Genomic DNA, 13,957 nt, shown 5'->3' on the forward strand with positions numbered 1-13,957 from the left:
AACAGGTGAAAACGTGGATAAGGCTGTCATCCTGCCGGAAAAAAAACAGTACCAGGAAATTGGCGAGGATTTACGGGCGCAGATTATCCAGGGGCACTATCCCGTTGGTTCGCGTCTTCCTCCTGAGCGCAATATTGCCGAGAAGTACGGCGTAAGCCGCACCATCGTGCGCGAGGCCTTACTGATGCTGGAGTTGCAGGGCACGGTGGATATTCGCCAGGGCTCCGGTGTTTATGTGATGCGCATCCCCGAAGAGCATGAAAACGAAGAAGAGCGTTTTCTCAATAGCGACGTGGGGCCGTTTGAGATTTTACAGGCCCGTCAGCTCCTCGAAAGCAATATTGCCGCGTTTGCCGCCAAAATGGCGACCCGTGCAGACATCGACAATCTGCGCCGTATTATCGAGCAGGAGCAACGCGCGATTGCCGCCGACGATAATAGTCAGGACAACAATAAGATGTTCCATCTGGTCCTGGCGGGCGCGACGCAAAATCAGATGCTGCTGGCGACGGTGGAGAGTATCTGGCATCACATGGACAGCAGTCCGCTGTGGCAGCAGTTTAATGGCCACATCGCCAGCCGCGCGTACCGCCTGAAATGGCTGGGTGACCGGCAAACCATCCTGGCCGCGCTGCGCCGCCGTGACGTCATGGGCGCCTGGCAGGCAATGTTCCAGCATCTGGAAAACGTGAAAAAAAGCTTACTTGAACTCTCAGACGAAGATGCGCCGGATTTTGACGGCTATCTCTTTGAATCTGTGCCTATTTTCCAGGGGAAGCTGGTATGACTATTCTGCCGCTCTACGCCGCACCGCAGTATGCGGAGCAGGTGACCGACTGGATCTGGCAGGCCTTTGGCGACGGCCTGCCCCGGGCGTTTTTCCACAGTATTGTTGAGCACAGCCAGACGCCGGGCGCATTACCGCTGACTTTTATTGCCCTGGAGAACGAACAGCTTGTGGGCACCGTGGGGCTCTGGCGCTGCGATCTGATCACCCGACAGGATCTTTGCCCCTGGCTGGCAGCCCTGTATGTGGATGACGCGGCGCGAGGCAAGGGGCTGGCGGGGCTGCTGCAAAAGCATGTTATCCACTATGCCGCGCAGGCCGGGTATGACACGTTGCATCTCTGGTCTGCCTGCCGTGACTTCTACGAACGTTACGGCTGGCAGTATATCGGCGATGCGCTGGAGTACCCGGACAAAACGGTACATCTCTATCGCTATTCGTCCGGGGCTTCGGCGGGTGCCCCAACAGAGTGACGGCGCACTAACGTTGGACTAAACAGGTGGGTGATTTCCGGTGGCTGACGCTGCTCGGCGAGTGCTAACGCCAGCTCGGCCGCCTGCGTGGCCATGGTGATAATGGGGTAGCGGACGGTGGTCAGGCGAGGGCGCACGTAGCGGGAGACCAGCACATCATCGAAGCCAATAAGGGAAATTTCTCCCGGCACCTCAATCCCGTTGTCATTTAACACCCCCATAGCTCCGGCTGCCATTGAGTCGTTATAGCTGGCAACGGCAGTGAAATTCCGTCCACGTCCTAACAGCTCTGTCATTGCCTGTTCGCCGCCGCTCTCGTCGGGTTCACCGTAAGCCACCAGCCGGTCATTGCACGGCAGACCGTTTTCGCGCAGGGCATCGTAATACCCCTGCAGGCGATCTTCGGCATCGGAAATGGGGTGGTTTGAGCAGAGATAACCAATGCGGGTGTGACCCTGTTGAATCAGATGGCGGGTGGCAAGCCAGGCACCGTAGCGGTCGTCGAGCGCCACGCAGCGTTTCTCAAACCCGGGAATAATCCGGTTGATGATCACCATGCCGGGGATCTGCTTCATCAGATGAATGAGTTCGGCGTCGGGGATCATTTTGGCATGGACAACCAGCGCCGCGCAGCGGTGGCGGATCAGTTGCTCGATAGCCTGGCGTTCTTTTTGTTCATTGTGATAGCCATTGCCGATCAGCAAAAAATTCCCGGTCTGATAAGAAACCTGCTCAACCGCTTTCACCATGGCGCCGAAAAAGGGGTCAGAGACATCACCCACAACCAGCCCGATGGTTTCGGTTGACTGTTGAGCGAGCGCACGGGCGTTAGCATTAGGATGGTAGTTCAGAGATTCCATGGCGTTTTGCACCGCCTGGCGTGATGCGTCACTGGCTTTTGGGGAGTCGTTGATCACGCGCGACACGGTCGCGACGGAAACACCTGCCAGACGGGCCACATCCTTTATTGTCGCCATTCATTACCTTCTTAGTGGGGGTAAGCGTTTACACGCCAATAAGTGTTGCGGAAAAGCGCCGTGCATTCAAGGGGGGCGCACTTTCCCTCTCCACAAACGTGACGCAGCACAACCCCGGCGGTGTAATCGTTACACGGCCAGACATGTCGGAATAATGTCAATCTGAACCTTTAGTTACACTTTGCCTCAGGCTGTTGCGATTGTCCGATAGCGGGAAAGAAGACGACATTGATAAAGTTGAGATCCCAGAGGTATTGATTGGTGAGATTTCTTAGTACGGTTTCGTACTCATCTCTTGCACCAACCTGCGCGGATGCGCAGGTTTTTTTTCGCCTCTATTTTTGCTGTCGCTCCTGTACCACTTCTCGTGTAATCTGCCACCATTTACTAACCCTTCACACTGGCTGGCAAAGGGAGTTGAGATGCTTTTTGGGTTCTTTCGCACACTGTTCCGTATCCTCTTTCGCGTCCGTTTAACGGGCGATGCAACGGCGCTCCGCGGCGAGCGTGTACTTATCACACCAAACCATGTTTCCTTTATCGACGGCATCCTGCTGGCGCTGTTTCTGCCTGTGCGCCCGGTGTTTGCGGTCTATACCTCTATTAGTCAGCAGTGGTACATGCGCTGGCTCACCCCGCTGATTGATTTTGTGCCGCTCGACCCGACAAAACCGATGATGATTAAACATCTGGTACGTCTGGTTGAGCAGGGACGTCCGGTGGTGATTTTCCCGGAAGGGCGGATCTCGGTCACCGGCTCGCTGATGAAAATCTACGACGGGGCAGGGTTTGTGGCGGCGAAGTCAAAAGCGACCGTTGTGCCACTGCGTATTGAAGGGGCGGAGCTCACCCATTTCAGTCGTCTGAAAGGGTTAGTGAAGCAGCGCCTGTTCCCGAAAATCACCCTGCATATTCTGCCGCCAACCTCATTACCGATGCCCGACGCGCCGCGTGCGCGCGACCGCCGTAAAATCGCCGGTGAAATGCTGCACCAGATCATGATGGAAGCGCGGATGGCCGTCCGCCCGCGCGAAACGCTCTATGAATCTCTGCTGTCGGCGCAGTACCGCTATGGCGCGAAGAAAAACTGCATTGAAGACATTAACTTCACCCCGGACACCTATCGCAAGCTGCTGACCAAAACCCTGTTCGTGGGACGTATTCTTGAGAAATATAGCCAGAAAGGCGAGAAGATTGGCCTGATGCTGCCTAACGCCGGGATCAGCGCGGCGGTGATTTTTGGTGCGGTTTCCCGGGGCCGTATCCCGGCGATGATGAACTACACGGCGGGCGTAAAAGGGCTGACCAGCGCCATCACCGCGGCTCAAATCAATACCGTTTTCACCTCGCGCCAGTTCCTCGATAAAGGCAAGCTGTGGCACCTGCCGGAGCAGCTGACGCAGGTACGCTGGGTCTTCCTGGAAGATCTGAAAGCGGACGTGACGACGGGTGACAAGCTGTGGATTTTCGCTCACCTGCTGATGCCGCGTCTGGCCCAGGTCAAACAGCAGCCGGAAGATGACGCCATTATCCTCTTTACCTCTGGCTCAGAGGGGAACCCGAAAGGGGTGGTTCACAGTCACAAGAGCATTCTGGCAAACGTGGAGCAGATTAAAAGTATTGCTGACTTTACCGCCAATGACCGGTTCATGTCGGCGCTGCCGTTGTTCCACTCCTTTGGCCTGACGGTGGGGCTTTTTACCCCGCTGTTGACCGGTGCCGAAGTGTTCCTTTACCCAAGCCCGCTCCATTATCGCATTGTGCCGGAGCTGGTGTATGACCGTAACTGCACCGTGCTGTTTGGCACCTCAACCTTCCTCGGTAATTACGCGCGCTTTGCCAATCCGTATGACTTTTACCGCGTGCGCTATGTGGTGGCCGGGGCGGAAAAACTGCAGGAGAGCACGCGCCAGATTTGGCAGGACAAGTTTGGTCTGCGCATTCTTGAAGGTTATGGCGTTACCGAATGCGCGCCGGTGGTCTCGATCAACGTGCCGATGGCGGCGAAGCCGGGGACGGTGGGCCGTATTCTGCCGGGAATGGATGCGCGTCTGCTGGCGGTACCTGGCATTGAGGACGGTGGCCGTCTGCAGCTCAAGGGGCCAAACGTGATGAACGGTTATCTGCGAGTGGAAAATCCGGGCGTGCTGGAAGTGCCGATGGCGGAAAACGTCAATGGCGAGAGTGAGACGGGCTGGTATGACACCGGAGATATTGTCCGTTTCGATGAACAGGGCTTCGTGCAGATCCAGGGCCGGGCAAAACGCTTCGCCAAAATTGCGGGTGAGATGGTCTCGCTGGAGATGGTTGAGCAACTGGCGACAGCGGTATCCGCTGACAAGCTGCATGCTACGGTTGTGAAGAGCGATGCCAGCAAAGGCGAAGCGCTGGTGTTGTTCACCACCGACAGCGAACTGAAACGCGACCGGTTGCTACAGCATGCGCGTGAACATGGCATTCCTGAGCTGGCGGTACCGCGCGATATTCGTTACCTGAAGCAGCTTCCGGTGCTGGGCAGCGGTAAGCCCGATTTCGTGACCCTGAAGGGTATGGTTGACGAGGCGGAACAGCAAAATGCGTGAGTCAGTACACACTAACACTTCACTCTGGTCGAAGGGCATGATGGCGGTCATTGCCGCCCAGTTTCTCTCTGCCTTCGGTGACAATGCGTTACTGTTTGCCACCCTGGCATTGCTGAAGGCCGAGTTTTATCCGGACTGGAGCCAGCCCATCCTGCAGATGGTGTTTGTGGGTGCTTACATTATTTTCGCTCCGTTTGTCGGACAGGTGGCGGACAGCTTCCCGAAAGGCCGGGTGATGATGTTTGCGAACGGCCTGAAACTGCTGGGCGCCGCCAGTATTTGTTTTGGTATCAACCCGTTTATCGGCTACACGCTGGTGGGCATTGGCGCAGCGGCGTACTCCCCGGCGAAGTATGGCATCCTGGGGGAACTCACGACCGGCGATAAGCTGGTGAAAGCCAACGGGCTGATGGAGTCCTCTACCATTGCGGCGATCCTGCTCGGTTCTGTCGCAGGGGGCGTGCTGGCGGACTGGCATGTGCTGGCGGCGCTGAGCGTGTGTGCAGTGGTGTATGGCGGGGCGGTGGTAGCCAACCTGTTTATTCCAAAATTGCCGGTGGCACGCCCGGGGCAATCCTGGCGCTTTACGCCTATGACAGGCAGTTTCTTCAACGCCTGCCGCGTGCTGTGGCGTAACGGTGAGACGCGCTTCTCCCTGATGGGCACCAGCATGTTCTGGGGCGCAGGCGTCACGCTGCGTTTCCTGCTGGTGCTGTGGGTGCCGGTGGCGCTGGGGATTACTGACAATGCGACACCGACTTATCTTAACGCAATGGTGGCGATTGGGATTGTCGTTGGGGCTGGCGCGGCGGCGAAGCTGGTGACGCTTGAGACCGTTGCGCGCTGCATGCCTGCGGGGATCCTGATTGGCGTGGTGGTGCTTATCTTCTCGCTGCAGCACGCCTTGCTACCCGCCTACGCGCTGCTTGTCCTGATTGGTATTCTGGGGGGCTTTTTCGTTGTGCCGCTCAATGCGCTGTTGCAGGAACGCGGCAAGCAGACCGTCGGCGCAGGGAATGCCATTGCAGTGCAAAATCTCGGTGAAAACCTGGCGATGCTGTTAATGCTGGGGCTCTATTCGCTGGCCGTTAAAGTCGGTGTGCCGGTGGTGGGGATTGGCGTAGGATTCGGCGCGCTGTTTGCGCTGGCGATTACCGGATTATGGCTCTGGCAGCGTCGCCGTTGATAAGAGCGGCCTGACGCCCTCACCACGGCCCTCTCCTACGGGAGAGGGCGCAAACATTAAAAACGGCAACCAGGTTGCCGTTTGCTTTTATCACGGTGCCGGGTAGGTGTATACCTGATGCACCGCTTCAATCTCTGCTAATACCTCTTCACTCAGATTCAGATGGAAACTCTCGATGTTCGTTTTCAGCTGTTCCATGGTCGTTGCGCCCAGCAGAGTGCTGGCAACAAACGGCTGACGACGCACGAAGGCCAGAGCCATCTGAGCCGGATCAAGACCGTGACGTTTCGCGATATCCACATAGGCCGCCACGGCTTTTTGTGTCTGCTCACCGCTGTAGCGGGTAAAGCGGCTGAACAAGGTGTTACGCGCTCCGGCAGGTTTCGCGCCGTTAAGGTATTTCCCTGTCAACGTACCAAAGCCCAGACATGAATAGGCGAGCAATTCCACCTCTTCGTATTGCGTCACTTCGGCCAGACCCACTTCATAGCTGCGGTTGAGCAGGCTGTATGGGTTCTGGATGGTGACGATGCGGGGCAGGTCATGTTTGTCCGCCAGGTGCAGATAGCGCATTACGCCAAAGGCCGTTTCGTTAGAGACACCGATGTAGCGGATTTTTCCCGCTCGCTGGCATTCGGCCAGGGCTTCCAGCGTTTCCAGTAGCGTAACGGCCGGGGCGCTCTCATTCCAGCTATAGCCCAGCTTTCCAAAGCAGTTGGTGGGGCGCTGCGGCCAGTGAACCTGATAGAGATCGAGATAGTCGGTTTGCAGGCGCTTCAGGCTGGCATCCAGCGCGGCGCGGATATTTTTGCGATCGAGGATCTGGTTTGGACGGATCCCGGCATCGTTGTTGCGTGCGGGGCCGCTGACTTTTGACGCAACAACCAGCTTTTCGCGATTCCCGCGTTTGGCGAGCCAGTTGCCGACGTAGGTTTCGGTAAGCCCCTGCGTTTCCGGACGAGGCGGTACAGGGTACATCTCTGCAACATCAATCAGGTTAATGCCCTGGCTGACGGCATAATCGAGTTGTGCATGGGCATCGGCTTCGCTGTTTTGTTCACCAAATGTCATCGTGCCCAACCCCAGTTGGCTTATTTCCAGAGCGCTGTGGGGGATACGGTGATAATGCATAGCCGGCTTCCTTCATTAGAAATACAGACCACGTCAGGAACCTCCCGACAAAGGAATATAAACATGGCAGAGGGGAAGCAAAAGGGGAAGAAAAAAATCAAAAAGGCCAGCAAGCCACTGACCTTTATCTGTTTATCGCTCGATAATCTGCGAAACTTCGTCGCGATTGATCTGCATTTTATTACCCTGCTGGTCATGGTAGCTGACCAGGCCGGTATCATCGTCGACTTCAGGTTTACCGTCGGTCAGGATCATCCGGCCATCTTTCGTCGCCATAACGTAATCGCTACTACAGCCCGATACCGCAAACGCTAAACCCACTGCTGAAATCAACACTGCCCATTTTTTCATCGTTATCGTCCTCACCTGGCTCGTATCAAATCATAGTGTAGTATTAACCTGATATATCGAAAGGAGAAAGGGGGAAAATCTTAAATCCCCGTCGATTATGTTTGATAGTTCGCAAAATGAGTAAAAAACTATGTTTTCAGTAAGAAATGGCGAGCCAGCAGCGCACCTGTGAAGTTCTTTTTGAGATAAAAGCCGCGCGGCAACGTGAGTATCGGTTCGCCCTTGGCGCCAATAGCCTCGGTGAGGGCTTTGCTGTTGGCCGCTTTCGGACGCAACTGTAAAACTTCTCCGTGTCGGGCCGTGATGCGCTCTACCTGCCCAAGGACGATCATATCCATCAGCTCTTCCCAGTCCAGCCTTAGCTGCCGCTCTTCATCTTCATCGGGGCTCCAGAGCAGCGGCGCGCCTACCCGGCGTTCAGCCAGCGGGATCTGGCGTTCACCCTCAACCGGAACCCAGAGCACGCGCTTGAGTTTATGGCGAACATGGCTGGTTTCCCACGTCACGCCGGTATTCCCGGTTAACGGCGCCACGCAGACAAAGGTGGTTTCAAGGGGCTTTCCCAGACGGTCTATGGGAATGGTTTTTAGCTCAACGCCCAGAGCCGCAAAATCCTGCTCGGGTTTACTCCCCGCACTTGCCCCCAGCCACAGTTCAAGCAACATGCCGATCCAGCCCTTATCCCGTTTCAGATCCTTTGGGATCGGCAACCCTGCCATCGCTGCCAGTTCGCCAAGCGAAAAGCCCGCCAGACGCTGGGCCTGCCCAAGCAACTGGGCTTCGCTTGTTGGCGGAGAAAGCATAGGTGAGAGCGCAAGCATGACGGCAACCTTTTGATTAAAAAATAAACTAAGAAACTGTCCCCTGTGGATAGAGTTTAACTTTTTCTGTACGAATATGCCATGTACATGATTTTTAGGTTTTTTTAGTCATGAAAGACCGTTCTTTATGAAACGAAAAACGGGTTGTTCAATTCTGGTCACTGACAATGAACAGGATCTTACACCATGTTATCCACAGAAAAGTGGGATAACTGGGAATAACCCTGACTACTGTTTCAATCTACAGCCTTGACGTGCGACGAAAATCGAATTTTCACACAAATTGTGCCTAACTTATTGGCACAATCTGTGGATAAAACCGACGCTGTTCGATCTTTCATCAGCATAACGATCATAGGTGTGATGATCATCACGTAATTCCTTCCTGGGGCGCTAAAAACAGAGCTAATTAAATGAATATTATAGGAATGTTTTCAGCGGGTGACACGGTGTAGCGAGGGGCTCTTCAGGTTGTTCATCGGTAATTCCACACTTCTTCACAACTATATCCACAGAAAAGGTGAATAAAATTGCCCTTGTTGCTGCTTATCTGTTTATAACTCTGCGCATATTTGTGAGTTATTCAAATGTTATTAGGTTGCAGGCCTGTAAGAGAGTGGTTTACCGCCTCCCTGTAGTGTGAAACAATCATTCATATATCAGATTTAGTTTGGGGTAGTCCGGTGATTGATGACGATGGCTACCGCCCGAACGTAGGAATAGTAATTTGTAATCGTCAGGGCCAGGTGATGTGGGCCCGGCGATATGGTCAGCACTCCTGGCAGTTTCCGCAAGGCGGGATCAACCCAGGGGAGTCCCCAGAACAAGCGATGTACCGGGAGCTGTTTGAAGAGGTCGGTTTAAGCCGAAAAGATGTTCGCATCCTGGCTTCGACCCGCAACTGGTTGCGTTACAAGTTACCGAAACGTTTGGTGCGTTGGGACACAAAGCCGGTTTGTATCGGCCAGAAACAGAAGTGGTTTCTGTTGCAATTGGTGGGCAACGATTCAGATATCAATATGCAAACCAGCAGTACGCCGGAGTTTGATGGCTGGCGCTGGGTGAGTTACTGGTATCCTGTTCGTCAGGTCGTGTCATTTAAACGCGATGTTTACCGTAGGGTGATGAAAGAGTTCGCAAGTGTTGTCATGCAGCTTCAGGAGATCCCGCCTAAGCCGCAGAGCGCACCTGCCTGGCGACGTAAAAGAGGTTAAGCTACGCAAATCATGCTCACCCGCTTGCGAGAAATAGTCGAGAAAGTGGCCAGTGCGCCTCGTCTGAACGAGGCGCTGAATATTCTGGTCACTGACATCTGTCTTGCGATGGAAACTGAAGTCTGTTCGGTGTATCTGGCCGATCATGACCGACGTTGCTACTACCTGATGGCGACCCGTGGTTTAAAAAAACCACGTGGTCGTACCGTTACGCTCGCCTTTGATGAAGGTATCGTAGGCCTGGTGGGGCGACTGGCTGAACCCATCAACCTTGCCGACGCGCAAAAGCACCCCAGCTTTAAATACATTCCCTCCGTAAAAGAAGAGCGTTTCCGCGCCTTCCTGGGCGTACCGATCATCCAGCGTCGTCAACTGCTTGGCGTACTGGTCGTTCAGCAGCGCGAACTGCGTCAGTATGACGAAAGCGAAGAGTCTTTCCTCGTGACGCTAGCCACGCAGATGGCTGCGATCCTCTCTCAGTCTCAGCTTGCCGCCCTGTTTGGGCAGTACCGCCACACGCGTATTCGTGCGCTGCCGGCCTCGCCTGGCGTGGCGATTGCTGAAGGCTGGATGGACGCCACCCTGCCGCTGATGGAACAGGTGTACGAAGCCTCAACGCTGGATGAAGCGCTTGAGCGCGAGCGCCTCACCGCGGCGCTGGAAGAGGCGGCCAACGAATTTCGGCGTTACAGCAAACGCTTTGCCGCCGGGGCGCAAAAAGAGACGGCGGCCATTTTTGACCTCTATTCGCACCTGCTCTCCGATGCACGTCTGCGCCGTGAGCTTTTTGCCGAGGTTGATAAAGGTGCCGTAGCGGAATGGGCCGTTAAAAAGGTCATCGAAAAATTTGCTGAGCAATTTGCCGCACTGACAGACGGTTACCTGAAAGAGCGTGCGGGAGATTTACGTACACTCGGTCAGCGTCTGCTGTTCCACCTTGATGACACGATCCAGGGGCCGAATGCCTGGCCAAAACGCTTTGTGCTGGTTGCCGATGAACTGTCCGCGACCACGCTGGCGGAGCTGCCGCAGGACAGGCTGGCTGGTGTGGTGGTGCGCGATGGCGCAGCTAACTCCCATGCGGCTATTATGGTTCGTGCCCTGGGTATCCCCACCGTTATGGGGGCCGATATTCAGCCCTCGGTGCTGCACCGACGCACGCTGGTGGTGGATGGCTATCGCGGTGAGCTCCTGGTCGATCCTGAGCCGGTCCTGCTCCAGGAATACCAGCGCCTTATCAGTGAAGAGAATGAATTAAGCAAGCTGGCGGAAGATGACGTCGACCTGCCTGCACAGCTCAAAAGCGGCGAGCGCATCAAAGTTATGCTCAACGCAGGTTTAAGCCCCGAGCATGAAGAGAAGCTCGGCAGCCGCATTGATGGCATCGGCTTATATCGCACTGAAATCCCGTTCATGCTGCAAAGCGGCTTTCCCTCAGAAGAGGAGCAGGTCGCACAGTATCAGGGCATGTTGCAGATGTTTAACGACAAGCCGGTTACCCTGCGTACCCTGGACGTTGGGGCGGATAAACAGCTGCCGTATATGCCAATCAGTGAAGAAAACCCGTGCCTGGGCTGGCGTGGGATCCGCATTACGCTGGATCAGCCTGAGATCTTCCTGATCCAGGTGCGCGCCATGCTGCGCGCGAATGCGGCGACCGGGAACCTCAGCATTTTACTGCCTATGGTCACCAGCATCGATGAGATCGACGAAGCGCGACGGTTGATCGAACGTGCAGGCCGTGAAGTCGAAGAGATGATCGGTTACGCGATCCCCAAACCGCGGATCGGGGTGATGCTCGAAGTGCCGTCCATGGTCTTCATGCTGCCGCAGCTGGCGAACCGGGTCGACTTTATCTCTGTCGGGACCAACGATCTGACGCAGTATATTCTGGCTGTCGATCGTAACAACACGCGTGTTGCCAGTATTTATGACAGCCTGCATCCGGCTATCATTCGGGCGCTGGCGATGATTGCCCGCGAAGCGGAGCAATACGGTATCGATTTGCGGCTGTGTGGCGAAATGGCCGGGGATTCAATGTGCGTTGCGATCCTCATCGGCCTGGGGTATCGCCATCTGTCGATGAACGGCCGCGCTGTCGCACGTGTGAAGTACCTGCTGCGCCATATTGACATCGAGGATGCCCGCGAGCTGGCCGAGCGCAGTCTTGAAGCGCAGCTGGCAACAGAAGTGCGTCATCAGGTCGCCGCGTTTATGGAGCGACGTGGCATGGGCGGCCTGATCCGCGGTGGCCGCTGAAGTTTTTATCTCTCTACCTGTAGGCTGAGGGATCCACAATGATTCATAAACAGAAGCAATAACGCTGCTCTCAGAATGACCACCAGAGCTGTATGTTCCCCCTCACCCCAGCCCTCTCCCAGGAGGAGAAGGAACCGTCCGTGCGTAATTTTTCTGTGGGGATCCCTCTGCCCCGTGGGGGAGGGCAACATCCCATACCATCCTCTATACACATCTTTTACATCTCTGGCGCATCCTCCGCGTCCGCCTTGTGCTATGATTCGCAACTTTGGAGCCTCTGCTGACCGCCGGGGCGCATCTCTACCGCTGTCCACTTTCAGCGGAATAACAACATCTTGTGGTGACAGATGAACAGTGGTTATCTGCATTTTCCGGAATTTGATCCGGTCATTTTCTCAGTAGGACCCGTTTCGCTTCACTGGTACGGTCTGATGTACCTGGTGGGCTTCATTTTTGCTATGTGGCTTGCTGGCCGTCGCGCCAGTCGTCCTGGCAGCGGCTGGACCAAAAACGAAGTCGAAAACCTGCTTTACGCGGGCTTCCTCGGTGTGTTCCTTGGTGGGCGTATTGGCTATGTCCTGTTCTATAACCTCCCGGTATTCCTCAACGATCCGCTCTATCTGTTCCGCGTCTGGGACGGGGGGATGTCCTTCCATGGCGGCCTGATTGGTGTGATTCTGGTGATGGTGATTTTTGCCAAACGCACCAAACGCAACTTCTTCCAGGTATCGGATTTTATCGCGCCATTGATTCCGTTTGGTCTGGGGGCTGGTCGTCTGGGCAACTTCATCAACGGCGAGCTGTGGGGACGTGTCGACCCGAGCGTTTCCTTTACTATGCTGTTCCCGGGCTCGCGCGCGGAAGACCTGGCGCTGCTGCCGTCTCATCCTGAATGGCAATCCATTTTTGATACGTACGGCGTTCTGCCGCGTCACATGTCTCAGCTCTATGAACTGGCGCTGGAAGGCGTGGTGCTGTTTATCATCCTGAATCTGTTTATCCGCAAACCGCGCCCGATGGGGGCTGTCTCCGGCCTGTTCCTGATTGGCTACGGTGCGTTCCGTATCATCGTTGAGTTCTTCCGCCAGCCGGATGCGCAGTTCACCGGCGAGTGGGTACAGTACATCAGCATGGGGCAAATCCTCTCCATTCCGATGATCGTGGCAGGTGCCATTATGATGATTTGGGCGTATCGTCGTCGTCCACAGCAACAACTTTCCTGAGGAACCATGAAACAGTATCTTGAATTGATGAAAAAAGTGCTCGACGAGGGCACGCCGAAAAATGACCGTACCGGAACCGGGACGCTCTCCATTTTTGGCCACCAGATGCGCTTCAACCTGCAAGAAGGCTTCCCCCTGGTGACGACAAAGCGCTGCCACCTGCGCTCGATCATTCATGAACTGCTCTGGTTCCTGCAAGGCGATACCAACGTTGCCTATCTGCACGAAAACAATGTCTCTATCTGGGACGAATGGGCAGATGAAAACGGCAATCTGGGCCCGGTGTACGGCAAGCAGTGGCGTGCGTGGCCAACGCCTGATGGCCGCCATATTGACCAGATCACCACCGTGATGAACCAGCTGAAAAACGACCCGGACTCGCGCCGTATTATCGTTTCTGCCTGGAACGTGGGTGAGCTGGATAAAATGGCGCTGGCACCGTGCCATGCGTTCTTCCAGTTCTATGTGGCTGATGGCAAACTCTCCTGCCAGCTTTACCAGCGCTCTTGCGATGTCTTCCTCGGCCTGCCGTTTAACATCGCCAGCTATGCGCTGTTAGTACATATGATGGCCCAGCAGTGCGATCTGGAAGTGGGCGATTTTGTCTGGACCGGTGGGGATACGCACCTGTACAGCAACCACATGGAACAGACGCATCTCCAGCTGACCCGTGAGCCGCGTGCACTGCCGAAGCTGATTATCAAACGTAAACCGGAATCGATCTTCGATTACCGCTTTGACGACTTCGAGATTGAGGGATACGACCCGCATCCGGGCATCAAAGCGCCTGTCGCAATCTGATACGGCAAATCGTTACATAACCGGCGCATTTACGCGCCGGTTTTTTTTCGTCTGTACTCTGTTCCCCGAGGCGTTATCCAGTCGGCGTGCAACGCGTTGCAACGGATAACATTCTCTGGATAACGCCTCGTAAAACCCCGAATTGCGACTCG

Annotated in this window: 12 protein-coding genes and 1 pseudogene; 8 read left to right on the plus strand and 5 right to left on the minus strand. The window is 55.3% G+C overall.

What is annotated here, in order from left to right; genetic code table 11:
- Positions 1-13: 13 nt before the first annotated feature.
- Together APU11_RS23045 and APU11_RS23050 are read left to right on the plus strand one after the other, a co-directional pair.
- On the plus strand, positions 14-787 hold the full coding sequence (locus APU11_RS23045) for a GntR family transcriptional regulator (protein ID WP_013098561.1): 774 nt from the start codon (positions 14-16) through the stop codon (positions 785-787).
- Positions 784-1,260, plus strand: a complete 477-nt coding sequence (locus APU11_RS23050; RefSeq protein ID WP_040021659.1) for a GNAT family N-acetyltransferase — start codon at positions 784-786, stop codon at positions 1,258-1,260. The genes APU11_RS23045 and APU11_RS23050 overlap by 4 nt, the downstream gene beginning before the upstream one ends.
- Here APU11_RS23050 and galR read toward each other — a convergent pair.
- Positions 1,221-2,237, minus strand: coding sequence for an HTH-type transcriptional regulator GalR (gene galR / locus APU11_RS23055; RefSeq protein WP_013098559.1), 1,017 nt, complete (start codon positions 2,235-2,237; stop codon positions 1,221-1,223). The two genes, APU11_RS23050 and galR, sit on opposite strands and share 40 nt — an antisense overlap.
- Before the next feature lie 422 nt (positions 2,238-2,659).
- Between galR and aas the strand changes: the two genes are divergently transcribed.
- Together aas and lplT are read left to right on the plus strand one after the other, a co-directional pair.
- The gene (aas, locus tag APU11_RS23060) at positions 2,660-4,819 is read left to right on the plus strand and encodes a bifunctional acyl-ACP--phospholipid O-acyltransferase/long-chain-fatty-acid--ACP ligase (protein ID WP_058650440.1); all 2,160 of its coding nucleotides are present in this window, start codon (positions 2,660-2,662) and stop codon (positions 4,817-4,819) included.
- Positions 4,812-6,005 (plus strand): lysophospholipid transporter LplT, encoded by a 1,194-nt coding sequence (lplT, locus tag APU11_RS23065; RefSeq protein ID WP_023620430.1) that lies wholly within the window; start codon positions 4,812-4,814, stop codon positions 6,003-6,005. The genes aas and lplT overlap by 8 nt, the downstream gene beginning before the upstream one ends.
- A 90-nt stretch (positions 6,006-6,095) precedes the next feature.
- On the opposite strand, the gene APU11_RS23070 is transcribed toward lplT, so the two are convergent.
- From APU11_RS23070 to APU11_RS29045, 4 genes and pseudogenes are all read right to left on the minus strand, one after another.
- Positions 6,096-7,136 (minus strand): NADP(H)-dependent aldo-keto reductase, encoded by a 1,041-nt coding sequence (locus tag APU11_RS23070; RefSeq protein WP_013098556.1) that lies wholly within the window; start codon positions 7,134-7,136, stop codon positions 6,096-6,098.
- A gap of 132 nt (positions 7,137-7,268) precedes the next feature.
- Entirely contained in the window at positions 7,269-7,487 is a 219-nt protein-coding gene (locus APU11_RS23075) for a YgdI/YgdR family lipoprotein (RefSeq protein ID WP_013098555.1), read from the minus strand.
- 128 nt (positions 7,488-7,615) lie between these two features.
- Positions 7,616-8,308, minus strand: a complete 693-nt coding sequence (gene mutH, locus APU11_RS23080; RefSeq protein ID WP_013098554.1) for a DNA mismatch repair endonuclease MutH — start codon at positions 8,306-8,308, stop codon at positions 7,616-7,618.
- 154 nt (positions 8,309-8,462) lie between these two features.
- Positions 8,463-8,549 (minus strand): annotated as a pseudogene (locus APU11_RS29045) (hypothetical protein); the annotation flags it as partial.
- Positions 8,550-8,991: 442 nt separating this feature from the next.
- Here APU11_RS29045 and rppH point away from each other — a divergent pair.
- From rppH to thyA, 4 genes are all read left to right on the plus strand, one after another.
- Entirely contained in the window at positions 8,992-9,522 is a 531-nt protein-coding gene (rppH, locus tag APU11_RS23085) for an RNA pyrophosphohydrolase (protein WP_013098553.1), read from the plus strand.
- A 12-nt stretch (positions 9,523-9,534) separates the two neighbouring features.
- Positions 9,535-11,781: a phosphoenolpyruvate--protein phosphotransferase gene (gene ptsP / locus APU11_RS23090; protein ID WP_020689338.1), complete on the plus strand. Its 2,247-nt coding sequence runs from the start codon at positions 9,535-9,537 to the stop codon at positions 11,779-11,781.
- A 347-nt stretch (positions 11,782-12,128) separates the two neighbouring features.
- Entirely contained in the window at positions 12,129-13,004 is an 876-nt protein-coding gene (gene lgt, locus APU11_RS23100; protein WP_013098551.1) for a prolipoprotein diacylglyceryl transferase, read from the plus strand.
- A 6-nt stretch (positions 13,005-13,010) separates the two neighbouring features.
- On the plus strand, positions 13,011-13,805 hold the full coding sequence (gene thyA, locus APU11_RS23105; RefSeq protein WP_013098550.1) for a thymidylate synthase: 795 nt from the start codon (positions 13,011-13,013) through the stop codon (positions 13,803-13,805).
- The last annotated feature ends 152 nt before the right edge of the window (positions 13,806-13,957 follow it).

Source organism: Enterobacter sp. 50793107, assembly GCF_001463365.1.
GTDB classification, from domain to species: domain Bacteria; phylum Pseudomonadota; class Gammaproteobacteria; order Enterobacterales; family Enterobacteriaceae; genus Enterobacter; species Enterobacter cloacae.

Excerpts from the sequence above, each read along its gene's own strand:
- aas (WP_058650440.1), top strand. The coding sequence starts at position 2,660 with ATGCTTTTTGGGTTCTTTCGCACACTGTTCCGTATCCTCTTTCGCGTC.
- APU11_RS23050 (WP_040021659.1), top strand. The coding sequence starts at position 784 with ATGACTATTCTGCCGCTCTACGCCGCACCGCAGTATGCGGAGCAGGTG.
- mutH (WP_013098554.1), bottom strand. The coding sequence starts at position 8,308 with ATGCTTGCGCTCTCACCTATGCTTTCTCCGCCAACAAGCGAAGCCCAG.
- thyA (WP_013098550.1), top strand. The coding sequence starts at position 13,011 with ATGAAACAGTATCTTGAATTGATGAAAAAAGTGCTCGACGAGGGCACG.
- APU11_RS23075 (WP_013098555.1), bottom strand. The coding sequence starts at position 7,487 with ATGAAAAAATGGGCAGTGTTGATTTCAGCAGTGGGTTTAGCGTTTGCG.
- APU11_RS23070 (WP_013098556.1), bottom strand. The coding sequence starts at position 7,136 with ATGCATTATCACCGTATCCCCCACAGCGCTCTGGAAATAAGCCAACTG.
- galR (WP_013098559.1), bottom strand. The coding sequence starts at position 2,237 with ATGGCGACAATAAAGGATGTGGCCCGTCTGGCAGGTGTTTCCGTCGCG.
- lplT (WP_023620430.1), top strand. The coding sequence starts at position 4,812 with ATGCGTGAGTCAGTACACACTAACACTTCACTCTGGTCGAAGGGCATG.
- ptsP (WP_020689338.1), top strand. The coding sequence starts at position 9,535 with ATGCTCACCCGCTTGCGAGAAATAGTCGAGAAAGTGGCCAGTGCGCCT.
- lgt (WP_013098551.1), top strand. The coding sequence starts at position 12,129 with ATGAACAGTGGTTATCTGCATTTTCCGGAATTTGATCCGGTCATTTTC.